Source organism: Labrenzia sp. THAF187b (genome assembly GCF_009363375.1).
In the GTDB taxonomy this organism is placed as follows: Bacteria; Pseudomonadota; Alphaproteobacteria; order Rhizobiales; family Stappiaceae; genus Roseibium; species Roseibium algicola.
Map to the genome: position 1 here is coordinate 5,110,905 of NZ_CP045344.1, position 25,518 is coordinate 5,136,422.

Annotated in this window: 27 protein-coding genes and 1 tRNA gene; 5 read left to right on the forward strand and 23 right to left on the reverse strand. The window is 58.6% G+C overall.

Annotated features, from left to right (window positions below; all coding sequences use genetic code 11):
* Window positions 1-40 precede the first annotated feature (40 nt).
* The 3 genes from gor to rpiA form a co-directional block, all read right to left on the reverse strand.
* A complete protein-coding gene (gene gor / locus FIV03_RS23410) occupies window positions 41-1,417 on the reverse strand; it encodes a glutathione-disulfide reductase (protein ID WP_152511158.1) in 1,377 nt (458 codons plus the stop codon).
* 257 nt (window positions 1,418-1,674) lie between these two features.
* Window positions 1,675-2,190 carry a DUF2059 domain-containing protein gene (locus FIV03_RS23415; RefSeq protein WP_031270696.1) on the reverse strand — a complete coding sequence of 172 codons (516 nt, stop codon included), beginning with the start codon at window positions 2,188-2,190 and terminating at the stop codon, window positions 1,675-1,677.
* A gap of 55 nt (window positions 2,191-2,245) precedes the next feature.
* Window positions 2,246-2,938, reverse strand: coding sequence for a ribose-5-phosphate isomerase RpiA (rpiA, locus tag FIV03_RS23420; RefSeq protein WP_152511159.1), 693 nt, complete (start codon window positions 2,936-2,938; stop codon window positions 2,246-2,248).
* Window positions 2,939-3,291: 353 nt separating this feature from the next.
* On the opposite strand from rpiA, the gene FIV03_RS23425 reads away from it, so the two are divergent.
* Complete coding sequence (locus FIV03_RS23425) at window positions 3,292-4,935, forward strand: methyl-accepting chemotaxis protein (RefSeq protein WP_209009769.1); 1,644 nt, start codon at window positions 3,292-3,294, stop codon at window positions 4,933-4,935.
* 184 nt (window positions 4,936-5,119) lie between these two features.
* Window positions 5,120-5,782 carry an HAD hydrolase-like protein gene (locus FIV03_RS23430; protein ID WP_031270693.1) on the forward strand — a complete coding sequence of 221 codons (663 nt, stop codon included), beginning with the start codon at window positions 5,120-5,122 and terminating at the stop codon, window positions 5,780-5,782.
* 18 nt (window positions 5,783-5,800) lie between these two features.
* Here the strand turns inward: FIV03_RS23430 and FIV03_RS23435 are convergent, their stop codons facing one another.
* On the reverse strand, window positions 5,801-7,756 hold the full coding sequence (locus FIV03_RS23435; RefSeq protein WP_152511161.1) for a DUF4139 domain-containing protein: 1,956 nt from the start codon (window positions 7,754-7,756) through the stop codon (window positions 5,801-5,803).
* A 387-nt stretch (window positions 7,757-8,143) separates the two neighbouring features.
* Here FIV03_RS23435 and FIV03_RS23440 point away from each other — a divergent pair.
* From FIV03_RS23440 to FIV03_RS23450, 3 genes are all read left to right on the forward strand, one after another.
* Window positions 8,144-8,218 (forward strand) — tRNA-Val (locus FIV03_RS23440).
* A 359-nt stretch (window positions 8,219-8,577) separates the two neighbouring features.
* The gene (locus FIV03_RS23445; protein WP_152511162.1) at window positions 8,578-9,393 is read left to right on the forward strand and encodes a hypothetical protein; all 816 of its coding nucleotides are present in this window, start codon (window positions 8,578-8,580) and stop codon (window positions 9,391-9,393) included.
* Window positions 9,394-9,551: 158 nt separating this feature from the next.
* Complete coding sequence (locus FIV03_RS23450; RefSeq protein WP_152511163.1) at window positions 9,552-9,731, forward strand: hypothetical protein; 180 nt, start codon at window positions 9,552-9,554, stop codon at window positions 9,729-9,731.
* Here the strand turns inward: FIV03_RS23450 and FIV03_RS23455 are convergent, their stop codons facing one another.
* The 19 genes from FIV03_RS23455 to FIV03_RS23540 all read right to left on the reverse strand — a co-directional run bounded on the left by FIV03_RS23455 (window position 9,732) and on the right by FIV03_RS23540 (window position 25,472).
* The gene (locus FIV03_RS23455; RefSeq protein ID WP_152511164.1) at window positions 9,732-10,028 is read right to left on the reverse strand and encodes a hypothetical protein; all 297 of its coding nucleotides are present in this window, start codon (window positions 10,026-10,028) and stop codon (window positions 9,732-9,734) included.
* A gap of 238 nt (window positions 10,029-10,266) precedes the next feature.
* Window positions 10,267-10,641 (reverse strand): hypothetical protein, encoded by a 375-nt coding sequence (locus FIV03_RS23460; RefSeq protein WP_152511165.1) that lies wholly within the window; start codon window positions 10,639-10,641, stop codon window positions 10,267-10,269.
* Between the two features lie 159 nt (window positions 10,642-10,800).
* Entirely contained in the window at window positions 10,801-11,295 is a 495-nt protein-coding gene (locus FIV03_RS23465; protein ID WP_152511166.1) for a hypothetical protein, read from the reverse strand.
* Window positions 11,295-12,047 (reverse strand): lysozyme, encoded by a 753-nt coding sequence (locus FIV03_RS23470; RefSeq protein ID WP_152511167.1) that lies wholly within the window; start codon window positions 12,045-12,047, stop codon window positions 11,295-11,297. The genes FIV03_RS23465 and FIV03_RS23470 overlap by 1 nt, the downstream gene beginning before the upstream one ends.
* A gap of 196 nt (window positions 12,048-12,243) precedes the next feature.
* On the reverse strand, window positions 12,244-14,691 hold the full coding sequence (locus tag FIV03_RS23475; protein ID WP_152511168.1) for a hypothetical protein: 2,448 nt from the start codon (window positions 14,689-14,691) through the stop codon (window positions 12,244-12,246).
* 48 nt (window positions 14,692-14,739) lie between these two features.
* Window positions 14,740-17,007, reverse strand: a complete 2,268-nt coding sequence (locus FIV03_RS23480; RefSeq protein ID WP_152511169.1) for a hypothetical protein — start codon at window positions 17,005-17,007, stop codon at window positions 14,740-14,742.
* Entirely contained in the window at window positions 17,004-17,411 is a 408-nt protein-coding gene (locus tag FIV03_RS23485; protein ID WP_152511170.1) for a hypothetical protein, read from the reverse strand. Before FIV03_RS23485 ends, FIV03_RS23480 begins: the two co-directional genes overlap by 4 nt.
* A gap of 22 nt (window positions 17,412-17,433) precedes the next feature.
* Complete coding sequence (locus FIV03_RS23490) at window positions 17,434-18,090, reverse strand: hypothetical protein (RefSeq protein WP_152511171.1); 657 nt, start codon at window positions 18,088-18,090, stop codon at window positions 17,434-17,436.
* Window positions 18,074-18,631, reverse strand: coding sequence for a hypothetical protein (locus FIV03_RS23495; RefSeq protein WP_152511172.1), 558 nt, complete (start codon window positions 18,629-18,631; stop codon window positions 18,074-18,076). Before FIV03_RS23495 ends, FIV03_RS23490 begins: the two co-directional genes overlap by 17 nt.
* Window positions 18,632-18,762: 131 nt before the next feature.
* Entirely contained in the window at window positions 18,763-20,952 is a 2,190-nt protein-coding gene (locus FIV03_RS23500; RefSeq protein ID WP_152511173.1) for a tape measure protein, read from the reverse strand.
* On the reverse strand, window positions 20,953-21,126 hold the full coding sequence (locus FIV03_RS31670; protein ID WP_173013922.1) for a hypothetical protein: 174 nt from the start codon (window positions 21,124-21,126) through the stop codon (window positions 20,953-20,955). It lies immediately after the preceding gene.
* Window positions 21,123-21,494, reverse strand: coding sequence for a gene transfer agent family protein (locus FIV03_RS23505; protein WP_152511174.1), 372 nt, complete (start codon window positions 21,492-21,494; stop codon window positions 21,123-21,125). The genes FIV03_RS31670 and FIV03_RS23505 overlap by 4 nt, the downstream gene beginning before the upstream one ends.
* Window positions 21,494-21,949, reverse strand: a complete 456-nt coding sequence (locus FIV03_RS23510) for a phage tail tube protein (protein ID WP_152511175.1) — start codon at window positions 21,947-21,949, stop codon at window positions 21,494-21,496. The genes FIV03_RS23505 and FIV03_RS23510 overlap by 1 nt, the downstream gene beginning before the upstream one ends.
* Window positions 21,950-22,013: 64 nt before the next feature.
* Window positions 22,014-22,424 carry a DUF3168 domain-containing protein gene (locus tag FIV03_RS23515; protein ID WP_152511176.1) on the reverse strand — a complete coding sequence of 137 codons (411 nt, stop codon included), beginning with the start codon at window positions 22,422-22,424 and terminating at the stop codon, window positions 22,014-22,016.
* The gene (locus tag FIV03_RS23520) at window positions 22,421-22,891 is read right to left on the reverse strand and encodes an HK97 gp10 family phage protein (protein WP_286202226.1); all 471 of its coding nucleotides are present in this window, start codon (window positions 22,889-22,891) and stop codon (window positions 22,421-22,423) included. The genes FIV03_RS23515 and FIV03_RS23520 overlap by 4 nt, the downstream gene beginning before the upstream one ends.
* Window positions 22,891-23,235, reverse strand: coding sequence for a head-tail adaptor protein (locus FIV03_RS23525; protein ID WP_152511177.1), 345 nt, complete (start codon window positions 23,233-23,235; stop codon window positions 22,891-22,893). The genes FIV03_RS23520 and FIV03_RS23525 overlap by 1 nt, the downstream gene beginning before the upstream one ends.
* Window positions 23,235-23,777, reverse strand: a complete 543-nt coding sequence (locus FIV03_RS23530; protein WP_173013923.1) for a head-tail connector protein — start codon at window positions 23,775-23,777, stop codon at window positions 23,235-23,237. The genes FIV03_RS23525 and FIV03_RS23530 overlap by 1 nt, the downstream gene beginning before the upstream one ends.
* Window positions 23,778-23,794: 17 nt before the next feature.
* Window positions 23,795-24,124, reverse strand: coding sequence for a hypothetical protein (locus FIV03_RS23535; protein ID WP_152511179.1), 330 nt, complete (start codon window positions 24,122-24,124; stop codon window positions 23,795-23,797).
* A 73-nt stretch (window positions 24,125-24,197) separates the two neighbouring features.
* On the reverse strand, window positions 24,198-25,472 hold the full coding sequence (locus FIV03_RS23540) for a phage major capsid protein (RefSeq protein WP_152511180.1): 1,275 nt from the start codon (window positions 25,470-25,472) through the stop codon (window positions 24,198-24,200).
* Window positions 25,473-25,518: the final 46 nt, after the last annotated feature.

Below are 25,518 nucleotides of genomic sequence, written 5' to 3' on the forward strand. Positions count from 1 at the left end.
TGCCCCGCAGCGGCTCCTGACTTTCTGAATTGCAGCCGAACTACCCGCGCAGACGCTCTGTCGGCTCACGCATCGTGACGAGTTCTTCCGCAGCTGTCGGATGAACGGCGATCGTCCTGTCGAAGTCGGCCTTGGTCGCGCCCATCTGCAAGGTGATGCCGAGGATCTGAGCCAGTTCGCCGGCGTCCGGTCCCATGATGTGGACACCGAGCACTTTCTGCGTGTCTGCATCGACGATCATTTTCATGAGCATCTTTTCATCGCGGCCCGACAAGGTGTGTTTCATCGGACGGAAGCTGGACTTGTAGATATCAAGATTGGGCGTCCGCTGCAGTGCTTCTTCCTGTGTAAGTCCGACTGTGCCCATTTCCGGCTGCGAGAACACGGCGGTGGCGATCAGGCTGTGGTCGACCGTCCAGGGCTTGTTGCCGAAGACCGTGTCTGCAAAGGCATGTCCTTCCCGGATCGCAACCGGCGTCAGGTTGGCCCGGTTGGTGACGTCGCCAACGGCATAGATGGATGCCACATTGGTGCGGGAGTCCGCACCAACCTTGATCGCACCCGCTTCATCCATCTCGACACCGACCTTCTCAAGACCGAGGTCACGGGTATGCGGGTTGCGGCCGATGGCGAACATGATCTGACCTGCTTCCAGCGCCAGCCCACCCTTGGTGTGGCCTGTCAGAGTGCCGTCTGCCGCCTTCTCGATTCTGGAGAAGGTGTCGTTGAGCACCACCTTGATGCCCTTCTTCTCCATTTCCTGGCGAACCGCGGTCCGAAGCTCTCCGTCGAAGCCGCGCAGAATTTCCTCTCCGCGATAGATCAGCGTCGTATCGACCCCCAGGCCGTTGAAGATACCGGCAAACTCGACCGCGATGTAACCACCACCGGCAACCACGATCTTGCTCGGCAGTTCAGCAAGGTGAAAGGCTTCGTTCGAGGTGATGACATGCTCACCGCCCGGCAGACCTTCGTCCACGTTCGGAGACGCGCCGACGGCCACAAGAATGTATTTCGCGCTCAAGGTCTGACCGGTGGACAGTAGGCGGACTGTATGGGCATCTTCGATCACCGCGCGGCTGTCGTGGACTTCCACGTCGGTCCGCTCGAGATTGCGCCGGTAGATGCCTTCAAGGCGCGTGATTTCCTGATCCTTTGCCGCGACAAGCTTGTCCCACGAGAAGGCGCGTTCACCGACCGTCCAGCCAAAGCCTTCCGCATCTTCGAATTCTTCGGAAAACTTCGAGGCATAGACAAACAGCTTCTTGGGCACGCAGCCGCGAATGACGCAGGTACCGCCGTAACGGTACTCCTCGGCGATACCGACCCGGGCGCCGTGTGTCGCGGCAATTCTGGCAGCGCGTACGCCGCCGGAGCCGCCGCCAATAACAAAGAGATCGTAATCGTAGTCGGTCATCAGTGCCTCATCGTGATCAAAAGTCCGCCGGCTGCCATCCGGCAGAGCCTTGCCAGCCCCGCAGATAGGCAACCGAAGCTGCGGTACAAGTCCGGATGCCCGGTAGGGCCAGGCCATCAGGGACAGCCAAAACGGGCCATTTTCAAAAGAATTGGGCCGCTTGCGCGGCCCGAAAGCCGGACATGACCCCGGCCTCACTTATTCGTGTGAAAGGCGTGTTCCCTGCCATCGGCATGGCCGACGCGGGAGCCCTGCCCTTACTGAGCTGCGTTCAGCTTGGCCAGTTCTTCCTGAACCATGGTCACCATTTCGGTGGAAACCTTGTCCTGCCATTCACGGGCAGCACCAACGGAATACTGCGTGATGGTCGGGATCTTTTCGGTCAGCTTCTGGCCAAGTTCCGTGCTGTAGAATTCAGCCAGCTGGTTCAGCTCTTCTTCGGTGAAGGCGTCTGCCCAGGCCTTGTAAACCAGATTGTTGAGCTCGGTCCGCTTCGGCGCCAGCGTCAGCGCGACATTCTGAACGACTTCGGCGATTTCTTCCGCACGGGTCGGGTCGGACTGAATGAAAGCCGTCCGGGTCTGTTCAGCAAGGATCGGAAGAATATCGTCAAATGGTTCCAGAACCTTGGTAACAACGGCAACCTGCTTGGCTGCGGCAAGGTGGCTTTCAGAAACGGCATCCTGTGCGGCTGCGCCCGAGGCGACAAAACCAGCGGCCATCATGGCTGCGCCCAATACAGCTGCCCGCGGGAAAGATTTGATAAGCTTCATTTTTCTACTCCTAGGCGGCTTTCATCTTTAGTCTGGAAAGCCAAATCCACACCACTTAGATGGGCAAGACGGTCTTTACCCCATCTGTGCCGGCCACGTAAGCTTTTGTTGCAAGTTCAATGAAGAGGCCGTGTTCGACAACCCCCGGAATGGCAACCAGCCGGTCGCCCAGGGTCTGGACCTCGGGTATGCTTTCAAGCTGCGCATCCAGGATGAAGTGACCTCCATCCGTGACGAAAGGCTGAGCCGATCCGCCGCGCAAAGACATGTTCAACGGCAGTCCAAGATCCCCAAACACTTTCAGGATCGCGCGCCGCGTTGCTTCCAGACCGAAAGGTACGACTTCGATCGGCAGGGGAAAGCGGCCAAGCGTCGCAACTTCCTTGCTGCCGTCTGCAATGACGATCATGCTGGCCGAGGCTGATGCCACGATCTTCTCGCGCAGCAAGGCTCCTCCACCGCCCTTGATGAGCGACAGATGGGGGTCCAGTTCATCGGCTCCGTCGACGGTCAGATCAAGTTCCGGCAATTCATCAAGCGTGGTCAGGCGAATGCCGAGGCTCGACGCCAGTTCCCGCGTGCGCTCCGAAGTCGGCACACCGATAACGTCCAGGCCATCCTGTACCCGACGGGCAAGTGCATGGACGAAGAATTCCGCGGTCGAACCGGTCCCAATTCCAAGACGCATTCCGGATGTGACATCGTCGGCAGCGCGCTCCGCCGCCAGTTTCTTGTACTGGTCGCTCATTTACCGTTCCTAGGGCCAACCTGTCGGCGGAGAAGACCAAGCAATCATCTCCATCCGGCCGCCGGGTGCTTAACATGGCCGGCGTCCGCCGGTCCAGTGACATTCCCCCTCTTCAACGGGGAAACACCGCCATAGCGCCCATATCCGCGGTTTATTAACCATCATTTCAGACCAACAATAGATAATGCTTTCAATTGTCTAGGGTTTGGAAAGCACAGAATCAAATGAACATTCTTCGACTTAGACCAAGGCAGAAAGACGAATACAATAATTTAAACAACAAGATACCTGCCCCTGAGGAAACTGACAATACTTCCGGAAACCTGCCGGAAGCGCAGCTGGCGGCCAGCCAGATGAGCTTCGTACTGGACAGCCTGGAAGACGATCTGCAAGTCGCGGCCAAGACCATCAACGCCGCGGCCGAGAAGGTGCAGGACCGGCTCGTCAGTCAGATGGACAAGCTGGAGACCATCCGCAGCGACAGTCAGTCGCTTGCGGACCAATCGGCCGTTGCCAACGAGAACGCTTCAGGACTGGCCACGTCCATTCAGGATCTCACCACCTCCAGCAGCGAAATCGGACAGCAGGTCGGTGTGTCCAACCAGTTGGCGCAAGAGGCGCGAGACGTCGCAGCCCAGGTCAACCAGGGTGTTCTGGAGCTCAAGAACGCGATCGATGACATTGCCAATGTCGTCAGCCTGATTTCGGACATTGCCAAGCAAACCAACCTGCTGGCCCTGAACGCCACTATCGAGGCTGCCCGCGCAGGTGAAGCCGGCCGTGGCTTTTCCGTTGTCGCGAGCGAGGTGAAGGCGCTGTCGGTGGAAACCCAGTCGGCAACGGAACAGATCGTCGCCAACATCGACCGCCTCAACCAGTCAGCGGAACTCAGCCTCGGCTCGGTCAACCAGATCATCGATGTTATCGGCAGGATACGGCCCAGCTTTGCCGCGGTCGAAGATGCGGTTCAGACCCAGGTTGAGACAACGAACCGGATCGGTGACCAGGCGCAGCAGACGGCGGACTTCGTTCAGGAAGTGCTGCGCACCGCGCAGACGATTACGGAGTCTGCGGCGGCGGCTGAAGAAGGTGGCATGCTGGCGCGCGAAACCGGTGCGGAAATGAGCACGGCTTCCAAGGCGCTGCAGTCCCGCTTCACCATGATGATCCGGCAGACCGAAATCGGCGATCGTCGTCAGCACGACCGATTGCCGATCAAGATTTCCGGTTCGGTGACGGCTGGCGGAACATCCGCACAGATCGAGACCCACGACATTTCGGAAGGCGGCACGCTGTTCCGGCCCGAAGCTGGCTCCAACCTGAAACAAGGCACGAATGCCCGTCTTGATCTCGCCGGGATCGGCCAGGTGGATGTGCGCGTCGTCGCCGTTTCCGAACATGGTTGCCATGGTTGCTTCGTCAACAAGGATGCCGGGTTCCAGGTGGCCCTGGAGCGCAAGATCGCATCCATTCATGAAAGCCACGCTGCCGAAGTGGAACGCGTGCAAACCGGGGCTTCACGCATTTCCAACGCGATGGAAGATCTCATCGCGCAGCGCCAGCTGACCATGGATGACCTGTTCGATACCAATTACCAGCACATAGCCGGTACCAACCCGCCGCAAGTGTCGACGCGCGCGTTGGCTCATCTGGAAAAGATCCTGCCAACGATCCAGGAAGAAATCCTCGGCAAATGCAAGGGTATGGCCTTTTGCGCCTCGGTCGATCGCAACGGCTATCTGCCGGTACACAATCTGATCTACTCGAAACCGCAAAAACCGGATGATGTGGCCTGGAACACGGCCAACTGCCGCAACAAGCGCATCTTCGATGACCGGGCCGGCCTCAGCGCGGCGCGCAACACGCGCCCCTTCCTGATCCAGTCCTATGCCCGGGACATGGGCGGCGGCAATATCGTCTGGATGAAGGAAATCGACGCGCCGATCATCGTTCAGGGCCGTCACTGGGGTGGTTTCCGGACCGCTTACAAACTCTAGAACAAACCGGCGGAACCGATCCCCACTTGCGGCGGAGCGGCTATGCGGCTAGGCATTGAAGGTGGCCTGCGTTCGGGTGAATGCAGGCCTTTCCCACATTCCGGGGCCGGTTTACCTGCCCGCAATCATGCCTTTCAGCATGGATGCGTTCTTGCCGTCCCGCTCCTGCATTTCAGAGGGTCTCATGTCCGTTCTGGTTTTCGATCTGGATGGCACGCTGGTGTCGTCCATGGAAGATCTCGTCGCCACCTTGAACGTCGTCATGACCTCAGCAGGGCATTCGGCCATTCCCCAGGACAACGTCGCCAACATGGTCGGCCTGGGTGCAAAGGTGCTGATCCAGCGCGGTCTGGAATTCAATGGCATTTCCTGGACCGATGAAACCGTGGCGCCGCTCTATGTGCATTTTCTGGAGCATTATGCCGCCAATATCGCGGTTCACACCAAACCGTTCGACGGCGTTGTCGCGGCGCTGGAAAACTTCCGAAAAGACGGATGGAAACTGGCGGTCTGCACCAACAAGGCCGAGCGGCTGACGCATCCGCTGTTGGCTACACTCGATCTCGCCAGGCATTTCGACGCCGTCGTCGGCGGCGATACGTTTTCCGTGGCAAAGCCGCATGCCGAACCCGTGCATGGTGCCATCCACCGGGCGGGTGGAGAAATCGGCGGCTCCATCATGATCGGAGACAGTGGCACCGACATCGATGCCGCCCGTAACGCCGGCATTCCGGTCATCGCGGTCGATTTCGGATACACGGTCGTGCCGGTCCGGGACCTTTCCCCGGACCGGGTCATCTCGCACTTCGACGAACTGGCTGGTGCCGTCGCTTCGCTCAAGTCCTGAGGCAAGTTCTGTCAGACATCAGAACGTCCTGATGGCATCGCCCAGGGTTTCACGGATTTCTTCCCGTCGCACGGATAGTGCGGCGATTTCCGTATCAACATCCTCGATCCGGGTTTCGCTTTCCTCCAGCTTGCGGGCGGCACGCTTGTAGAGATCGGCACCCGGCTCAAGAGCCGCCAGGTTGGCCCGGTGGCGTTCCTGGTCCCGGCTCTCCTCATCCTTTTCAAGCCGCAAGCGCTGGATCTGGCGCTCGATCTGGGCGATCTCGTTCTGCAGCTCCGACAGTTCCTTCAGCTTTGCAGCGGTTTCCTTGTCCGGCGAGCGCCTGGAGAGATAAAGCAGCTGGTTCGCATCGGTGGAGATCAGCGAATAGGTCTCCGACAAGGTCCGCTCCTGAAGGGCGGAAACCGTTTCCGTTGTTCCTGCAGGCACTTCCACCTTCAAACGGTGGTGCGTTGCGGTGCTGTCCAGTTCCTGTTCGGAGGAAAACTGCCATCCGGAACGTTTGGCATGCTCGATGACGATCGTGCGGTCGCCGTCCGGGGCTCCCTTGATCGCGTATTGCGTCGACGATCGCTCGCGCACCGTCGCGTTCAGAACCCCGTCATTGACCTTGATCGATACGATCTGGCTGTCGGCAGATGTTGACTGTGCAATCCTGACCTTCTTGTCGGTCGCAAAGCTTGCCATGCGGCTTTCGCCCGAGGGCATGCCGCTGATCTGCGCGTCGCCGACATATCCTTCCTTTTCGTCATAAACCGTCAGGATGCCCTGCGGCAGGCTGGTTTCGGTCTCGTTCTTGATCAGGATTGCAGCAATGGGATGCTGCAGGCCGCTTTCCGGCTGGAATACGGAAACCGTTTCGGCTGACACGACCTTGTCGACAATCGGCGCTGACAGAGTTTCACCGCTTTCAAGGTCGACAGGCCAAGGAATTGTAAAGGAAGCGGTGACCGCGCCTTCGCTCACCTCGCCGACATTGGCGGCGGCCATGTTGAGAACCATTTCCGGCGCAACCGCCGAGCCAATGAAGCTGGAACGCGCCGCGCCCGGCATGCGGGCCTCGCTCTCGGCAACCTCGAACTGCGGTTCCGCCCCCATGTCGACAGGAGGCACATAGCCGCTGGACACATCCACCGGCACTTCCTGCCGTTGCTTCCAGTAAAGATCGTGGAGCCGCTGTTTCAGCGTTACCGGAGCGCCGGAGGACAGCGTTATCCTGACATCGTCCCAGTCTTCGCCACTGGCGTTTTCAAGCACGGCCCAGGCTTGCAGCCGGGCCTTGTCATCGGCCATCGTCACGACGCGGTAAGCCGTCTTCCAGATGGGCGCCGGCACGACGTAGGAAACCGCGACCTCGCGTTCGCCCTCGCCTGCCACTTTCAAGGCAACGGTTCGCGCGCCGTCCGACTTGCCGTTGCCAACGGCAGACAAGGCCTTGGCAACCTTCTGCTGAATGTCTTCATCGAGAAACGTGACTTCGGTATCTGCGGACAGGCCCACACCGGTGATGCGACCATCACTGAGAACCGAAATGACAAAGGACTGCCCCCTGTCGCCGTCATCCTGCGCCGACACGCCGAGAACGAGCCCCTCGACCGTAGACCCGGCCTTTTCCAGACGCACTCGGGTTCCTTGCAGTTTTGCCAGAAGGCGTGCGGGCGACTGCAGGTCCTCAACGGTGAACGGCAGGTTCTTGAAGGTTTCCGCCAGCGGGTTCGGGCCGGGAAGAGTAATGCCCTCGACAACGCCTGCCTCATCGAACACGACAATGCTCTTCAGCACATCGTTCACCTGTTCGAGCGGGACCGTCATGTTGATCAGGCCGCTGCTGTCAATATCCGCCTTGCGAACCACTTCGGCGAGACCACCCGAAGACAGCGTGATGCTGGTAATGGGCCCATTGTCGGCGCCAAACGCCCCGGCAGGCAGGAAAAGCCCCACGAGCGCGAGAGAAGAAACGCGTGCAATCATTTAAAAACACTCCAAAAAACAGTCAGTGGAAACGATCGTCCGCTTTAAATACGGCCTTTTCGCGAAGACTGATAACGGCTCCTGACATAATCTGTCACGCGATACGACAGCCTTCAGGATCCGCCCGCTCGGTCAAAACCTCACCAGACGGAAGACCACGCCGACTGGCAGCCGCCCCACATTACGGCACCCCGATATTCCAGACATTGCCGGTCAGACGACAAACATCTTCGCCCGGGAGAGCGGGTCACCTCTTTGCGTGGCATCAACACAAAAAGGCAATTAGCTAGAACCGATGAGTCCCAGCAACAGACGTCGGCTCCAGAAAAAGGGTGTTGCGCAAGCTGTTGATTTGCCCTAGATACGCGCCACCAGCCGCCAAGGCATGGGCGATTAGCTCAGCGGGAGAGCACTCCCTTCACACGGGAGGGGTCACTGGTTCAATCCCAGTATCGCCCACCATCAACCATCTGATATATAACAAGAAATCAGAAACACCCGTTTTACTCAAACTGCAACAAACTGCAGAACAAAGCAGGATTGCACGGGTATTCTGGCACGTTTTTGACACGCGGGTTTTTGGTCTGTTCCTGCGCCGTGCACTGGTCGCGGCAGCAATCGGCTCTTCTGTGCTGACTGCCGGCTGCACATCCACCCGCCATGATCCGCGCGACACACCGCCCGAATTTAGGGACGGCAAGCCGCTGGACCTGACACAATTAGCCGGCCCCATTTAGCAAAGAAACCTAGCTTTTAACGCCATCGCGGAGACGGCTTAAAATGAATCCACAATCGATGATTGTTAGTGCAATATGCCGCCCATGGGGATTGGTAGATTCTACTTCGAAGTTACGAAAAGAGCCTTCAGCGGGCGCTTCTGGCACGCTGAAAAAATCAGCGGTGGCTTTGCCTTATTTTTTGGGATCGTCGCGCACCAAAATCAATGGGAGGCGGCCATGATTTGGGCGCCGTTCGTTGTTTTTGTTGCCGTCTTTTTAGCAATGGTTGTGATTGGCTTGATACTTGCGCCATACAACATATGGCAGGAAGCAAAAGCCGAAGCATGTAAGGTTGAGAGTAGGGAGCATGCTCTTAAAGCGGAGATAGAAACGCTCAAGGACAACAAACCAGACCTGCACCTAGAAGTGATTCAAGTTGCCACAAGCGATGGCCCTCGAGGAAGAGATGAGACGTTGTTTGTATTCTTCCTTCAATTGGTAAATCGAGGACGTGCACCATCCGCCGTTATGGAATGGGCGTCAGCTGCATATAGAGACGACGGTACACGAGTTAAGACACAGCTTGAGCACATTGAATTCATTGAGTGGTCGAGCGACGGCCTCGAATTTAAACTGCTCGGTGCTGATGAGTTGCCAGAGAAGACACAACAACCTGTCCTCCCAGGCGCAGCATTGAGAGGCCACCTGAATGTTTTTATGCGCCGCTCGGAAGTCGAAAAATATCTAAGAGACCTGAAAATCAAAATCAGAATAAAGGACGTTTTCGGTGTGGCAAAGGAAGTTAATTTTAATATGAGGCAAGCACAGCCTCAGCGCATTGTTTACTATAATTTCCTTAAAGCCCAACCTAAAGGTCAAACCTCCGGCAACCCATCACCACCAAACACTGACACATAGAAGCAGCGGTACATTTTACTTTAGAAGGCTTATTGCGGAGGCTCACTATCGACAGGATGGCGAGGCAGCACCCAAAGGCAAACATCAAACCAATAACGATTTCCGAAGCCCGCGAGCTTTGCAACGGCGTACAAGTGCACTGTCTGCGCTGCGCAAACATGACTGTTTTGGATCTGGACGCGTTCGACAATCGGGAAGTGATCGCCGATCTGCCAAAGCGCCGACGGTTCCGGTGCGCCAGGTGCGGAAACAAATGGGTCGAGACACGCCCCAACTTCAAGCAGGCCAGCAGCCCGGTGACCTGGTACGGGCTGACAAAGAAAGAAGATCCCCAGTGATTACGTATTAGCGATCATCGGCACGCCAGACATGGATCGGCGCGGATGCTTTTCACCATTCAATGCGCGAACCGAAGCCGCTGACACGCGAAATGCACTTTGATCTTTCGACCACTCCAGAACACCATCCGGGAGCGTTAGCGCAGCACACAAAAGCTTAGCGCCGACAGTCTGTGGAATGATGTCACCGCGAAGTAGATCTTGACGGCTAATCCAGGCGTTTTCGAAACCAGACTTGAGCGCCTGCTTAGCCAAATGCATCAAAATCTTTTGCCCGTCCGTCGGTGGTTTAATCATCTGCCTCGGCTCCTAGCTTCCAGGTGAGATAAATCGTACCAACATGAAACTTATCGTCATGCCAGCGAGTGCGAAGATGTACAAAGAGCGGTTCTGTCTGCGACCCGCAGCGTATGCAGCTGCAAGAGAAACGAAACCCAACAAGATTGCCGCAAGTTTAAAACTCACCATCTTGACCCCATTAAACACGAAAGGCCGGAACCTGACGGCCCGGCCTTATCAACCGACTGAAACCAGGCTACTTTCCCAGAGCCTTGACGGCTGAAAGCAGTTTTTCCCAGTTGGTGACAACAAGAACTGCCGCAGCGAGGACCCATCCCCCGACCGACAATAAACGCTGCCCGATCCAGCCCGCCGTTTCGGCCTTGATTGTCAGCGTCTGAACCTTGGTCACCGTCGCGTCGTGCTTTTCAAGACGCTCTTCAACGGAACCGAGCCGACGACCTTGCTCGTCTTGCTTTATGGAGACATCGGTTATCTGGGTTTTGACGTCCCGTATTGCATCGTAGGTACGGCGCCGGCCTTCGGAAGATTCCTTGCGATTGCTTTCTACCTGCTCGCGTATCCTTCCCATTTCCTGAAAAATGGTATCGAGAGAAACAGTCTCCCCCATCACGGTGCACCCCCATGCGCCTGTTGAACGTCTCGATAAAAGTCTGACCAGCCGCGGCGCCTGGCTTCACAGTCCGCCAGAGCAAGCCGGTGCCGGATTGCGTCGCGCCCCTTGTCTCCGGTCGTTCCCGGATCACGGCAAGGCGTCTGCAGGTCCGTTTCAGGGTCCGGCAGTTTCGGCTGTTTCAGGTCCAGTGATCCGGATGGATCGCATCGCCCGGCTGTAAGCGTCGTCAGCAGCACAACTGCCAGCGCCGCCCGATGCCAGGGCGTCTTCATAATCATCGACAATCTCCTGCATATTCTGAAGAGCGAAGGCGCGATCCTGCGCCAATTGCATCTGGCGCCGAGCGACGCCCTGATAGCGCTCGCGCTGCGCCGCCTGTTCCGCCGCCACTTTTTGCCAGCGTTCAAGGTCACGCTGCGCTTGTTCAAGTTCCGCCGATCGATCGTGATAAATGCCGGAACCGAGAAACCCGGCGACGGCGAGGCAAGCACCGAAACCGAGTACCAGCAGTTCGCGCGCCGGTGCCGGTACTGCCGGGTGAAAGCGGGCGCCATAGGACACGAAGGCGAGCCCCAGCACACCGCCGGCAACCGCAACCTGCGCGAAGCCCGTGACAGCGCCCCAGATGTCTGACAGGAAGCCGAGCATTACAGCCCCTGCAAGCAAAGCGCACGCTCGCGTGCGCGCCGGTTGACCAGGCCGCGAAGCACCCTTCCGCCAGCCTTGTTCCACCAGGTCAAAGCCTCGCAGCCGCCGCGTATGTCACCCGCGTTTAGCCTGCGTGTTGCGGTGCTGCGACCGATCGCACGAATCCCGCAGTTGAAAGCGGTTGAGGTATAGGCCGCATCCCGCGCAGGCGTCAGCCGCTGATACTTGGTTGTCAGGTTGAAATATTCATGAAGCCCGCGCCTGTACTCCGCCACCTCTTCACGCAGCAGCTGCAGACATTCGGCGTCGGTCATTTTCATGCCGAGCGAAACGCCACGGGTCGAGCCGTAACAGATCGTCGGAACCTTCACGACATCGAGATAGGCTTCGTTACTCTTTCCCTCTTCCTTCGCAATGAACGGCACCGCGACGCGCAGCATTTCAATTTCACTGACCGGCTCAGCCTCGGCGGCACGGGTTGCCAGCAAGGCCAGAAGCACAACGACCAGCAGAACACCGATCACACGCAGCCATTCCCGCCACCAGGAAAGCCCCTGTCGCCAGATCCGGCCGACAACACCGGCAACCAACAGCAACACCCCGAGCCACCAGGCAAGGACCGGGTCATAGTCCTGCCCGGTCCAAGCGTACCAAAGCTCAGGCAGGATCAACACCAGCAGACCGGCAATCTGCATCCAAAAGCTGAGAGAAGACGCAACAACGCTGCGCCAGTCCGAAATCAATCGAGGCATGGTTCACCTTTTCCAGCATTCGCGCCGGTTGTCTGGATAAGAAAAAACCCGCTCGGAGAGCGGGCGGGCCTGGTCGCGTTATGGACGGCTGCCAATGTCTTCGCGACGTTTCACAGCGGGATTATTGATTACCTAAGCAAACACCACCGCATTCAACTAGGTCTGTCCGCTTTTACCATTGATACGCATGGCTTTATTAAAGCCAACGCCAAGTCCAGAAGCCGCTTGAACCGCTTCTGTTCTTCAATTTGATGACACCGGGACGAACAGAAATGTTTAAGTTTCCATCTGTGCCGTCCGATGTTCCGTTAGTCAGATCACCCGTTCCAAGCGTGACGTTAGCCCCAACATGGAGAGCATCGAAATTCAACGAACTGCCTACATCGTAGTAAAACAATGCCGACGAACCAAAAATAGGGCTGCTGTAAGGTGAGTAAGATACGCGCATCCACCCCCCCTTGAATGGCGGAACAATTGAAACGACAGTGTCATCAGCAATTGTCACGCCACCACCGTCAGCACCATATTCTAGTGCGACACCGTTGCCGCCAGATCCGGTAAATTTCGTGTTCCGGCTGACCCATGTCTGGAAGATGCCACCGACAACCTGATCTGCCTGTATGTGACCGAGCGTCTTAGTGCTGTCTGTCGCGATATGACCGTAGGTGATATTCACATAGTCATTCAGGTTGATGTCTGAGCCCGACGAATCCTTCCAGGAAGAGGCGGTAGACGGCCAATCGCCGGTCTCGAACCAGGCGATAGGTGAAAAGACAATTTGTTCAGCATCGCGGATGCGGACACGAAAGGCAGATGACGATGACACACGCATCGTGTCAAAAATCATGTTTCTGACCTGCCCCCTGCCGGAAACGGTTGATCCTGAGTTCCCCGCCCAACCGTCGATATCGATACCCGCAGGGAAAAAGTCAGGCTCGGCCTCCATGTTGGCTCGCGTCAGCGCAGATCCATATCCGGTCGGATCAACCAACCGTCTGCCACTTTGGTGCGCAACGTAGATTGCCCCCCTGCCGGTGAACCTTCCATCACTGTCACCAGACGCCCCCCTTTCGTCCGTTACCGCTCCGGTCGCCTCGTCGTAGTAACTTCCACCAGGATGAATTGGGCCATATTCCGTGAACCCGGACCCCCAACCCCACATCAGAATATTGTGGTGGTTCCAACCGTCACCGCCCGCAAAAGTTTCACCAGAAACGCCGGCCGGCAGAGCCGCACCATCCGGATCAAGAAGTTCGGGAAGGTTCAGAGCGCGCGTGTAATCGTGGAGAAGTTTTGTTTTGCGGAAATGGCCGATGATCGCAAGATTACGCGTCTTGAAGCCCGGTCGACCGGCGCGGAAAACACCGATATCGATATCGTCTCCCAGATTTGTGTGCGAGAGATCTGTGTAGTCACAGTTGAGCCAAACGCAAAAATCCTCAAGGGAGACGCCATCGGCGTGCACTTCGATGATCGCTGACATAGCATCATCGGTCGGGTCGCTTCCGCTCGCCCGGTACTTTCTCCTTGTCAGAACGCGCTTGGCGAATGTGCCCGCCCCGATGATCCGCGACACAGGCTCGAAGTGCCGAGCAAAATAGTCAGGCCGCCCGTAGCCGTAACCCATCCCCTGACCGACAATTCTCTGGCTCGTATTCTTCAAAAGAAGCGGCTCTGTTGTGACGAAATCACCCTTGGTCAGTTCGCACTGGATGCCTTCCGCAATCATCGCCTTCAGCGCCGTAGCGCTATCGTTCGTGCCGGTCGGGTCAGGAGAACCTGGAGCATCCAGGATGCAATAGGTATCAGTCGCGCGCTGCTTAAGCGTGCGAAGCTGACCACTGGTCCAGACAGTCATTTTGATGTCAGCGCCGAAATCATCGTCTGACATTTTGTCAGGCGTGACAGAGCCCGCGCTCAAAATCGTGCTGAAGTCCACGACAGAAAGCCAGGGCGAACCACTTGCCGGGTCTTCATTCGTGGAACTTGCAGCATCCAGGTAATAAAGGACGTTGGATTTTGTGACGAACTGCGCCTGTGTGTATGCCGTTCCGCTGTTCCAGGTGCCTTGAAAGTCCATCGTCGCACCAGGCCTGGAACTGACCATCTGACGCCAGGCGCCACTATCATCTTTGAAAATCTGGGTCGTCACCCCTCCGACCAGATCTCCGGGTGCCAAATCGCCACCAGAGCCGTTCGCAAGCGGCTCATTCCCGTTTCCAAGGTCAATCACCTCCCCGCCACCAAGGGTGTTTGTGTACAGAGGTGTGAAAACGGCCCATTTCAATTCACCAGGCGACACATAGGCGGCAACGTCAGCGGTGATGGCATTCGCCGTACCGCCGATATTCTCAAGAGCGGAAAACGCGATCGGCAGCGCGCCAAGACGCGTCCAAGTCGTCGTCCCCAGATCCCACGAATAGATGCCATCGACAGCCGGGTCGCCTGATGCCCAGATCAGACCGCCTGCCCCATCCTGAGTTGGCGAAAGCGCTTCCAGCGCAGGCAAGCTGTTTACAGCACGCCCGCCAGCGGCTGCAGACGTCAGAACGAAGTTCCAAAGCGCAATGATGTCGTTCGGCCGCGGCTTGTGCGTATCACTGACCGGGCTGCCTTTATAGGCAGCCTTGGGAGATGCAACCATTATCGGCGCTCCTGCGTTCTAGGCTGAGTTTTGAGGTGTTGAGTGGCGTCAGGCGACGTCGACAGTTTGAGGGCCGCTACGCGTGCCCGCACCGCCGGAACCGTTCAGCGGCTCTGCCCAATAGGCGTAGTGACCCGTTGCAAGTCCGCTGTCTTGCCAGGAGTCTGCGGTATCTTTGAAACCAGGCTCGTCGCGGACCTGCGAGGCATCGCCGAAGTCGTAAGGCCCGCTGTATCCGGGCGCATACCCGGCACGGTAAATCCGGGTCGCGAAATAGTTGCTGCTGTCCGGAGAGGTAAAATCGACATCGACCTTTCCCGCTGACGGGGAACTGACGGAAAACGCCTGCAACGTTCCCGGCGAGGTCTGATCGGCAACCGCGACCCTTTCAACAATGCTCGACCAGCTGGAAACGTCGCCACCGATGGACCACACCCGCCACCGGAATTCGTACGTGTCCCCATCGGAGACGACGTCGGAAGCCGCCGCGCCGTCTTCAGCACGAACGGACATTTCCTCCCACGTGCTGGTCGTTTTTTTCCGGTACTGGATCTGCACCAACCGGTCTGCCCGACTCGGTGCCGGAAAGGCGGCCACAAACCGGGCCGCAGCATTGCCGCCACTCACCGCGATGCTGGCTGCCTGAATGGACATGTTGCCGGAACTGATATTCGTCAGCGAATTGTCATTTTCGACGGCAACATTCAGGTTCGGCCGCTCGCCCTCTTCTCCTGCGCCAAGCGTCCACCAATCAGACCCGATCTTGATCAGGGCAAGCGACGAAAACAGCTGGCCTTGTTCACGCTTGAAGCCGGCAACCTCATAGACGCCGTTGATGCCCGGATCGATCGCCGAGACGATGCGCACCGTGCGCCTTTCCTTCAGGCGTCGGGCACGCAGGCCTGCGATGACAGCCAAGCGCCGCTTTTCGTTTTGCCTGCTCGCGGCAACTTTGACGAGTTGCACTGCCTGCCTGTGAAGATAGACCGGGAAGAGCGACACAGACGTCGACTTTACCCGATCGCCTTCCTGCCAGTCCGGATGCACGTATTCGGCCGACGTCTGACCCTTCCAGCCGTATCCGGGTTCGGTGTACTCGGCATAGAAATGCGTGAAGGTGCTTTCGCCGTCGTCAGCCTCGGCGCTGGCAACCTCGATAAGATCATCGTCTGTCAGCGTCACGTCAGGTTCGTAATAGGTCCCGGCAATGATACCTATGCGCCCGTCGCTATCTTCGAACCGCATCCCGTCGAAACTCGATAGAATGCGGTTTTCGGCATCGATGTTCTTTTCTTCGCGCTTGTTGATCGCGATGCCGCATCGATATTGCGGCGCCGAGACGCCGTAGCGGTCAACAATCGCAACGTCGCAGACATCCGCCGCCGTCGCGACGCTGTCCCAATTGATTTCTGCCGCCGAGTTCGCAAAGCGCTCGATATCCATTCGGTGCGCCGCCCAGATCAAGGCAGGGTTGCCGTTGGACGCAGGCCAGGTCGAAGGGTCTTCAGCATCTGACGACGGCACGCGCGGGTCGTGCGCACGCCCCCAATAGGCAGCGCGGGTCAGATCCGGCTCACCCAGACCGAACACGCCCCGGTGCTTGTAGATGTACTGTCGCGCCTCCTGGTTGACCGCATTGATGATCATCAGGCTGTCGGCGACACCGGCCCCGACGTGGCCGGACGTCCATTCCGGAAAGACACTGGTCAGTTGGGATTGCGCTGCCTGCGTGGCGGTTCCTGGCCGTCTGAAGATGCGAATATACTTCGTGCCGTGGAAGACAAATTCTTCCTGGACGACATAGCTGTTGCCGTCCAGGGATACCGGAATGTCATTCAGCCAGAGGCCGATTTCGCTGGTCGCTTCACTGTCGCCATGCGCCGGTTGTTTATAGAGCTTGCCACCCTTAGCCTCGCCAAAGCTTATGCCACCGCCGACCCGGTTCGGTCCCCACAGGACAAACCGCGGCTGGTCGGACAGCGTGAAATTCGACTGAAGCTCCTGCGGCTTCGGGCGCGGGATGTCGGGAACGCCTGGCTGCTTGACGAAAGAATTCAGCGCCAACCCGACTGCCGCATTCAACAGCACCGCACCCAGCGTGGAGCCAAGCACGCCAAGCGCCGCCTGGACGACAAAAGCCCCAGCCGCATAGGCCGACGTTGTCGCCGCAATGCCGCCAAGCACCAGCGGCGCACCGCCAAACAGGGCAGCACCAGCACCCGCGACGAATGCCACCACCGGCGGCATCGCGTGCGCATCGATCGGCGCTGTCACGAAGAAAGTAGAAGCCAGCAGCAGAACGCGAAGACGCTTCATAGCGGCCACCGCCAGGATGCAAGCACGGTACCGCCGCCAGTGGTCAGAACGCCGCTTTCCAGGCTGTAGGCTGCCTTGCCATCGCCGAGGTAGAGCCCGCTTGCCTCATGGCCCCGAACGTCGGCCAGGATGATGTCGCCACGTGCCGGCGCCTGGACACGCTTCCAACCTGCACGCGTCAATGCGGTATCGAGCACGGCGAGCATACCACCCTGCGCATGAACCTCTTCAAGCGTGCGCTCGGCACCACAGCGAAAGCCGCGCCAATGGGCAGCCGGATCAAAGCCCGTCAGACGGCGGGCATAGTCGCCAAGCCGCTTGCCGCAGTTTGCGTCTTCCCACGTAAAAGGGTCTTGCCGCCAGCTTTGCAGCGTGGCGGAAATCGCAATTTCCAGTTGGTTCATGTGAAAAGATCCGGTTGGCCGGTCAGAAGATCTGAATGGTGTAGCCGTTGGCGTACTTGCCGGTGAACTGGCAGTAATCGTCGTCGTCGATGTCGAACAGCTGCTTGGACCGCGCTCGCTGGACGGTGTCGGACATCACGCCGAAGTGCGTCAGGGAACGGCCTTGGTTCAGGTTCTTCGCCAGGACGGTAATCGTGCGCTGGATCTGGGTTTCGCCGCCCTGCCCCATCGGCCGGCTGACAGAAAAGCGCGTGTCCAGCATGCGCAGGCGGTGCGCATCCCCCGGCGGCGTCAACGCACGGGTACCGTTCTTGGGCAGCAGGACGGAATAAAAGAGCACGTCCCGCCCCTTCACCTTGGCCGCCGCCATGTCGCGCAGTTCCAGAAACGTCGCCTCATCCAGGAAGTGCAGCGACATTTCATAAAGAGGCGCCGCACCGTCGCGCACATCCCCCAAGGGTTCGATGTGAAAGAGGCTCTGCACCTCGCCGTTTTCATCTGCCCCCATGAAACCGTGCCAGCGCTGACCGTCTGGCGTGATCATCGACCCGATACCGGCCCACAGCCTGACCGGCGTATCCAGAATATCGAAATAGACCGCGTCCGCCGTCTGTATCTGCCGATCCCCACCGGCCGTCACATCCAGCTGCGCGTCGATCGCGTCATAATAGGTTTGCATCGACGACCTCGCGGAATGTCAACGAACCAGGCGACGCCAGTTGCCCCCGCCTCACTTCGGCAATGAACGCGTCTGGGTTTACCGCCTTGCAAAACAACGTCGGCCGCAGTTCCGCCAGTTCACCGGCAAGGATGTCGCGGCGCGCTGGCGGATCAAACGTTATGGTCGCGACCGTGTCGTCGTACTCGATTTCATGAACCTGATAGACACCGTAACCAAGGCCAAACAGCTTGCCGTGTGTCAGAACACCAGGCCAGCGAACCAGATCTAACGTGACCGTAGTTTCACCTTCCAGGACCGTAGAGACGACATCAGCAGTCGGCTGAAATCGAAAACCATAGCCGGTCGAAAATGGCTGATCGTTGGAAAAGGGAATACCAGTCGGATAACTCGCCGCCGCCGCCTTCATTGCTGCAGACGTTGATACCTGCCCGCTGGTATCCAGCGGCAGCCGGAAAATGTTGCCTTTCAGAACACCGCACAGCCACTGGTACCAGTTGACTTTCGACTTTGGGACGCCCGCAAAACTGGCCTTTGCCATCAGACGCCCACCGGGAACGCGGTAGGTATTGTCCAGCTCAGCAAAAGAGATCCGGCCTTGTTCAAAGGCACCGCCCGACCACAGGATTACGTCAACCGGGAGGATCGCGCAGGGCCATTCATAAAATGTGGTCATGCCAGAGCCCCATCCGATTGGCGGCGCGACTGCCAGGAAGGAAGAGCAGACTTTACCGCTGCGATCGTTTCTCCCTTGTTTTGCTGCATCATTCGCTGAACATCACGATCCGAAACAGTTCCACTGATCGTGAAATATTGCTGGACGCTGACACTTGCGCCGGAAGCCTGGGCGCCGCGCGGAATAACCCTCTCACCTCGCAGCAGAACTGCCGGCACCTCATCAGGTTTGAGCCCGGCACCATCCGTTCCCCCGTGGTAGCGCGGCGCATTCTTCCAGAGGGATGACGAGAAGGCCCGGCCATGGCCGTACCCGTCACGGCCAGCCATGCCCCCGGAATGGAGAATGCCGGGGATGATTGCACCGCCAAGCAAACCCCCGCGCCCCACCCCGCCACCTAGGCCACCGCCGAGTAGCGAAAAGCCTTGGTTCAGGGCCAGATCAAGCAACCGATCCCCAACGCGTGACAATGCATTTGCGAGAGCGTCTGCGCCATCGGTGCCGCTTCGGAGATCGCTGATAAAGCCTTTCAATGCTGACTGACCGGAACTGGCAAACTCCTGCACCATCTGCTGGGCGCTCTGCTGCCCTTCGGCCAGTCGCTGCGCCTCTACATGCGCATTCGCATAGCCGGTTGCCAGCTGGTCAATTTGCGTCTGAAGCTGCGGCGTCACCTCCAAACCCTGCTGTTCGGCCGCGGTCAGTAGCTCGCGCGCCGCACGGGCCTTCTCGATGGCAAACCCATAGTCGGTCTGCAGCGGCCCCATACGTCCAAGGATCTGCGTTTCTGAATTAAGCGCGTCAGTCCGCGCCTTCAGTTGCTCGACCTCGCGCGCGTAGGCATCGGCCCGAGCACGGGACCCTTTTGCGCCACCTGTTGGATCGATCGGGTAGTCGCCGAGCGAAACGGGCGAAACTGCTTTCGACGGCTTCGACCCTGGTACTGGCGCAGCGGAAGAACTGTTACGAGGGCCGACGACGGGCCGTGTTTTTGGACCTGACGAGACAAGACTATTGATTTCCTCAATGCGCCTTTGAACTTCATCCCGCTCTGCAGCCAACGTGTCCGCAAACCCAAGCTTTTTGGCATTGGGCGTCAGCTGCATCGTTTCAAGCTTTTCGATCAGGTCGATCCGCTCTTGCAGCAGTTTGTCGGTTTCGGAAAGCTCCGCAGGGGCAAGGAAATTGCCGATGGCACTGAAGGCCTCATCATTGAGGGAGATCTTGGCCAGCTTTTCAAGAAATGACTTTGCGAGCCGATCAGCCTCGGCAATGCCGGCAATGAAGTCACCCAACGGGCCATCTGCCGCACGCGCGAGGAAGTCGCCGAGCCCTTCCACAGCCGTAGCCATCCGCCCGAGCGCGGCCCCCGCCTTGTTGGACGCTCCTGTCGAATCGTCGAGTTTTCCGACCGTATCAATCAGGACATTCTGCAGACGCACGAAACCCTGACTGACCGTCAATTCGGCACTGGCAACCCGATCTTCCAGGATCTGCGCACCCGCTTCGAAGGCCCGGAAAAAGGCCTGCGAGGAAACCTTGCCATCAACGACCAGGCTGCGAAGCTTGGCAACCGACCCGCCCGCCTCTTCCAGCCCCGCCGCAACCGCCTGGGTGATTGCCGGCGCCCCTTCCAGCAAGGAGTTGAATTCCTCGGCGCGAACGATGCCGGACCCCAACGCCTGGCTAAGCTGCAGCAAGGCACCGCGCGCGGACTCGGCCGATCCACCTTGAGCCCTCAGAGCCAGGGCAACGTTGTCCGTGAACTTCAGCAGCTCTTCGGTGCTGACTTTCAATTCGCCCTGCACCAGCGATGCACGGGAATAAAGCTCTACCAGGGATTCGAGCGGGGCTGCGTTGCGCTGCGCACTCGCGAAAAGCCCGTCATAAACCTGGCGAAGTTTTTCCCCCTCAGCGCCGGTCACCTTCAGGGCGTTCTGCACCCGAGTGCTGGCATCTGCCAACTGCGTCAGGCTGCGCAGCGTCGCAGCGCTCACCAGTCCAGCAGCAGCCGGGCCGACAAAGCGTGACAGGCTAGCGGAAATGTTCTTGTTAGCGCGCTGGAACCGGCGCTCGATGTTACCGAGGCGCCGGTCAGAGTTTCGTTCAGCCCGAGCCATATTCCGCTCGTACTGATTGATCCGTGCTTCCAGGGAGACAATCAGTCTCTGAAGGTCGTCAGCCACCTAAAATCCCTCAATGCCCATTTCGGAAAGTCGCTTGTCACTGATTGGCACGCTGTCTGCGACGCCATTGGCGCGCCGGTATCCGTCGACGGCGCAGCGGAATTCAAAAAGCGTCATGGAGCCCACCGGCTGACCGAGAATACCGGCCCATTGGTAGACGTCAGACCACTTCACTTTCCCTCTTGGAAGTCCGCCCCGTCCGCTTTCGGGGCCATCTGCTCCCCCGGCGCGTCGTCCGTGTCATCGTCGCCGCCATAGACAGCCGCGGCGACGATGACACGCGCCGGCAGTACAAAGGGCGCAAGCGGCGTTTTTACGTGCAGCCGAACCAGCTTTTCAGCCTCTTCCGCGGCCAGGCCGCCGCCCTCAAGTCCAAGCCGGATCGGCTGCACCACGTCGTCAACGAGCCACTGCCCGTTGGTCAGCCTGTGCAGCACCCAATTCGGGCCGGCGTCGCAATACTGCTGCAACGCCCGCAACTGATCGATGTCCAGGACAAAGCGGTGATGACCGCCCGCCCAGGTCAGAGAAACGCCACGCATCAGGCGGCCGCAGTCCGCGCGGGCGTGCCGTCAAACTGAATTTCGATTTCGGCGCTGACCTTCTGACCCTTGGTGCGTGAATTGTTCAGCTGGGACAGCAGCGCCGGGCCGCTTTCGATTTCAGTGTCGCCGCTCGCAGCCTGTGCGTTGGTTACACGAACGTTCAGCGGCTGCCCCGAATAAAGCCAATCCAGCAGCTTGCCGTTGCTGCCGCGCGCCCATACACCGCTAGCCGAAATGGAAACATCAAGGTTCCGCACCGCACGCTCAGTCTGCAATGGCAGGCTTTCGTCGTCGCAGTCCGCCGGAACTTCGGCGGTGTCGATATTCGCGGTGCGCGTTACGGTCGCGTCGACCATGCCGCAGATCTTGGAATAGGTACCCGGCGAACCGTCCGGATCGAATTCCACTTCCAGGACAAGTTCTTCGAATTTTTCAGTGACTGGCGCAGCCATCGCATTTCTCCATGTGAAAAAGGCCGCACGATTGCGGCCACTTGGAAATCAGGGTTTTGGGGTTTCAGACGACTTCTTCGATCTGGCCGCTTAGCGTCATGACGCTTTGATGCGTGATCCCATCGCGGGCCTTACCCGTCACGACACGCTCGACGGTAAGCTGCACCAGGGCGTCGGTAGTAAGCGACAGGTCCGCCCGGTGCAGGAGTCTGCGCAGAAGGCTTGCCAGGTTCTTGCATTCGACACCGCCGACTGCCTTCGACCACACGTTCAGCGTCTGGGTAAATTCAAAGCCGGAAATGCAGTCTGAGTCATCTTCCAGCTGCTCAAATGAACCGAGCGTGACGTAAGCCGATTTTCCCTTGAACGGGTCTTTCGGTGGACGGTCATAGCATCCACCGGCAATCGCCATCACACCCGCGTTGCCTTTGATCGTGTCCACCAGAAGTTTCTGCAATTCAGCTTCAGCGCTCATCCGCGTCCACCCTTGGCAACACCTCGGATCGCCTTGTTAAGCGTCCGCGATATTTGAGTTTTGATGCTGCGCCGTAACAGCCGATAAGCAGGATAAAAGAACGGCTGCGCGGTCGTGCCGGGGTGCTGCGAACCAGCGAAACGGCCTTCGTTGATGTGCGGCGCTGTATCGTATTCGACCAAGTGCGCGTATCGCACTTCGGAATTACCCGCCGTTACCAGCGCTTCTGTCTCGCCGGCGACCCGCGCACCGCCAGGCTGGCTATAGGCTGGCGTCGCTTCGCCTGGCTTGGTGACGACAATGCTTTTGATCAGGTCGCCATCATCTTCAGGAGCAAGTGTCCTTTGGACTGCCGCAAGGCGTTCTGCCTGCTTGACGACGGCCTGCGGCGCAACTTCCCTCGCCGCTTTGCGCATCCGCGCGAGTTTGTGCTGCAGTTCAGCGCGCCCCTGCATCTTTGCCGTCATCAGGTCACGACGCCCTTTTCCGCCAGGAAATCCAGATATCCCGCGTTATCTGCCTCGCGCGGATCTTCCCGCACGTTCCAGACAGCGCCGGAATTGACGTCGACCGCCCGCCACTCCGGAATAATCTGACGCGTTTCGCTGCTATCCCTCACGGTCAGGATTGCGGGTGTCTTGCCGGACAGGCGATCAGCGATCACGCTTTCGCCACCGCGCAGCTCGCGCACCTTCACCCAAACCGTGAATTGCGCAGTCCAGTCTCCGGACTCTTCGTTTCCGTGTCCGTCATCTGCCACCGCACGGACTTCGAAGCGCAGCCGCTTGTCGAGTTTGGCAAACCGGGCCATCAGATACCGCGCCGGTAATTGATCAGCATTGCATCCCAGCTGCTGAAACTGCCCGTCGCACGCGTCTCACGGTTTTCATACCGTTCCGCGATGCGCTCGTAGATCGCCAGGCGCACGTCGAGCGGTAAGGCGTCATAGCCAGCATCGAGGCCGATTGTAATGCGGGAACCGGTCTGGATGCTTGGCCAGGAAAGGCCGTAGACAGGCTTGATTTGCGCCTCAAGCCCTTTCAGGCCAATCAAGCGCAACTCATAGTCTTCGACGGCAACAGTTTGGGCGCTGCCGTCCGGATCGGTATAGTCGATTGAATTTATGCCACCGGCCGGCACAGGTCCGACCGGAAGACGTTCCAGGTCGGCCCAGCAATCGCAGACGATATCGAGCGTCTGCCGGCGCAGGAAAAGATTGCAATAACTTTCCGCTTCCTGCGTGGTTTCCTCAATGAGACCCTGGATGCTGGCATCGTCGTCAGCGGTGTCAACGCGCAGCCGCGTCTTGACATCAGCAACGGCGACGACAAGGCCGGCCGGCGCAGTTGTCACCGTTGCCGCGTACCACATTAGCCGCGAACCTCGGGTGCTGCGGGATCTGAAGTCTCTTCTGTTGCCTTCGCGTCGAATGCCGCTTCAAGCGCGGTCAAAGCATCCTTTGTCGCACGCAGATCGTCCTGCAGAACTTCAACCGTCTTCGTCAGCTTGTCTCGCTCGGCGGTGACTTCGCTCAATTCTTTCTTCAACGATCCGACAGTCACATCACCTTTCGTCGCCTTTTCGGCAATGCCAGCAGCAATCAAACGCTTGGCTTCTGCATCCGAAAAGCGCTCAGTTGTTTCACCGGGGTCAAGGGCGAAGTCTTTGCCTGCCATGCCCGTTTTCATCGTGATTTTCATTCCGTATACCTCCTTCTGCTCACAGAGCGGGCGCCCAAAGGGCGCCCGCCTTAGAAAGCGGAACCAGGCTGGATTAGGCGTTCGCCATTGCCTTGATGGCGTCGGTATCGCCGAGCTCGCCGTCGAAGCGGATCAAACCGGCAATGCCAAGCTGCGGCCAGAAGCGTTCGCGCAGGACGCCGATCACGGGGCTGCCGACCTTGCGGACGAAATACTTGCCGAAGTCGCCGAACACCATCGGACGGTTCCCGGTACCGATGCTCGCCATGTGCTGGTTGATCGAGTACGGCTTGTTATTGAAGAGCGCGGGCGTGCCCTCCTGCACATTGCCTTTCTGCCAGAGGTAGTTCCCCTGACCGTCTTTCAGTTTGCGACAGGCGAGCAGAGTGTTGTCATTGAACATGTAACGGCACTTCGGTGATGCGCGATAAGCGGGATCGACCGAGTGTTCCAGTTCCATGATTTCGTCCCAAGTAATGGCGCTTGCGCCAGCCGTGGTTTTGCCGACCGTTGCAGCAGTAGCAACGCCATGCGGTGCATCTGCGCCGGTTCCGGTCGTCAAACGGCGGTTTGCAATGCGCCCGAGACGCTCACCCAGAAGCGAACCAAGCAGGGTTTCCATGTTGAAAATGGAGTCCATATCCAGCTCCCACGACCAGCGAATGAATTCGGTGTCATAGGAATAGGCGTTCAATGTTTTCTGCCCGAACACGACATCTGCACCGCCATCGTCAGTCAGATCCGCTCCCTCGGTATGTTCGGCAGCTTCGTTGGCAGTGTCGTTGACGGTCGGGATCGGGATCGGATTACCCGAAGCCGTGTTCATCACGGTGCAGATGTTTTCGTCGTACATCGGCCCCCACATCGCCATGCTGCGGATGATTTCATTCGCAAGCTCAGTCGGGACCGTATAGCCGCCACCAGTAGGCGCTGCACCGGTCTGAATGCGCTGTTCAAAATTCGTAGCACCGCGCTGCAGGGTCGCCCTTTCCTCCGACGTCATGTCGACCGGCGACACACCGCAGACCATCTGCGCAAAGACCTCGCGGTAAGTGACACCGTCACCCGGTTCATCACTGCCGCGCCCTTCAGTGTCGTTCACGGGCCGGCGCCGTTCGCGATCCTGCTGCATGCGCTCTTCGTGACGCTTCTCGATGCCTGCCAGGCGCTCTTCGCGCTCGATCTGTTTTTCCAGCCGGTCGTGCTCGGCCATCGCTGCGTCGTGCTGCTCTTCCAGTTCCTTCGCCCGCGCTTCATCGGTTTCGCTAGTGATCTGGTCGAGACGTTCGCGCGCTTCTTCGACAAGGCGCGCCTGCTTTTCCCGCAGCTCCTTGATGCGTTTTGCCATGGAACTAACTCCTGTTCAGTTTTGGGGGGTTGGGCCTTCAGGCGCG

Coding starts and splice junctions, on each gene's coding strand:
- FIV03_RS23490 (WP_152511171.1), bottom strand. CDS start 18,090: ATGCAAACCTATTATGACGCGATCGACGCGCAGCTGGATGTGACGGCC.
- FIV03_RS23505 (WP_152511174.1), bottom strand. CDS start 21,494: ATGCGTGGCGTTTCTCTGACCTGGGCGGGCGGTCATCACCGCTTTGTC.
- FIV03_RS23475 (WP_152511168.1), bottom strand. CDS start 14,691: ATGGTTGCATCTCCCAAGGCTGCCTATAAAGGCAGCCCGGTCAGTGAT.
- FIV03_RS23510 (WP_152511175.1), bottom strand. CDS start 21,949: ATGGCTGCGCCAGTCACTGAAAAATTCGAAGAACTTGTCCTGGAAGTG.
- FIV03_RS23430 (WP_031270693.1), top strand. CDS start 5,120: ATGTCCGTTCTGGTTTTCGATCTGGATGGCACGCTGGTGTCGTCCATG.
- FIV03_RS23465 (WP_152511166.1), bottom strand. CDS start 11,295: ATGCTCGGCTTCCTGTCAGACATCTGGGGCGCTGTCACGGGCTTCGCG.
- FIV03_RS23515 (WP_152511176.1), bottom strand. CDS start 22,424: ATGAGCGCTGAAGCTGAATTGCAGAAACTTCTGGTGGACACGATCAAA.
- FIV03_RS23455 (WP_152511164.1), bottom strand. CDS start 10,028: ATGATTAAACCACCGACGGACGGGCAAAAGATTTTGATGCATTTGGCT.
- FIV03_RS23470 (WP_152511167.1), bottom strand. CDS start 12,047: ATGCCTCGATTGATTTCGGACTGGCGCAGCGTTGTTGCGTCTTCTCTC.
- FIV03_RS23525 (WP_152511177.1), bottom strand. CDS start 23,235: ATGGCCCGGTTTGCCAAACTCGACAAGCGGCTGCGCTTCGAAGTCCGT.
- FIV03_RS23520 (WP_286202226.1), bottom strand. CDS start 22,891: ATGACGGCAAAGATGCAGGGGCGCGCTGAACTGCAGCACAAACTCGCG.
- FIV03_RS23480 (WP_152511169.1), bottom strand. CDS start 17,007: ATGAAGCGTCTTCGCGTTCTGCTGCTGGCTTCTACTTTCTTCGTGACA.
- FIV03_RS23445 (WP_152511162.1), top strand. CDS start 8,578: ATGGGGATTGGTAGATTCTACTTCGAAGTTACGAAAAGAGCCTTCAGC.
- FIV03_RS23415 (WP_031270696.1), bottom strand. CDS start 2,190: ATGAAGCTTATCAAATCTTTCCCGCGGGCAGCTGTATTGGGCGCAGCC.
- FIV03_RS23495 (WP_152511172.1), bottom strand. CDS start 18,631: ATGGCAAAGGCCAGTTTTGCGGGCGTCCCAAAGTCGAAAGTCAACTGG.
- FIV03_RS23435 (WP_152511161.1), bottom strand. CDS start 7,756: ATGATTGCACGCGTTTCTTCTCTCGCGCTCGTGGGGCTTTTCCTGCCT.
- FIV03_RS23535 (WP_152511179.1), bottom strand. CDS start 24,124: ATGAAAATCACGATGAAAACGGGCATGGCAGGCAAAGACTTCGCCCTT.
- rpiA (WP_152511159.1), bottom strand. CDS start 2,938: ATGAGCGACCAGTACAAGAAACTGGCGGCGGAGCGCGCTGCCGACGAT.
- FIV03_RS23460 (WP_152511165.1), bottom strand. CDS start 10,641: ATGGGGGAGACTGTTTCTCTCGATACCATTTTTCAGGAAATGGGAAGG.
- FIV03_RS23540 (WP_152511180.1), bottom strand. CDS start 25,472: ATGGCAAAACGCATCAAGGAGCTGCGGGAAAAGCAGGCGCGCCTTGTC.
- FIV03_RS23425 (WP_209009769.1), top strand. CDS start 3,292: ATGAGCTTCGTACTGGACAGCCTGGAAGACGATCTGCAAGTCGCGGCC.
- FIV03_RS23485 (WP_152511170.1), bottom strand. CDS start 17,411: ATGAACCAACTGGAAATTGCGATTTCCGCCACGCTGCAAAGCTGGCGG.
- FIV03_RS23450 (WP_152511163.1), top strand. CDS start 9,552: ATGACTGTTTTGGATCTGGACGCGTTCGACAATCGGGAAGTGATCGCC.
- gor (WP_152511158.1), bottom strand. CDS start 1,417: ATGACCGACTACGATTACGATCTCTTTGTTATTGGCGGCGGCTCCGGC.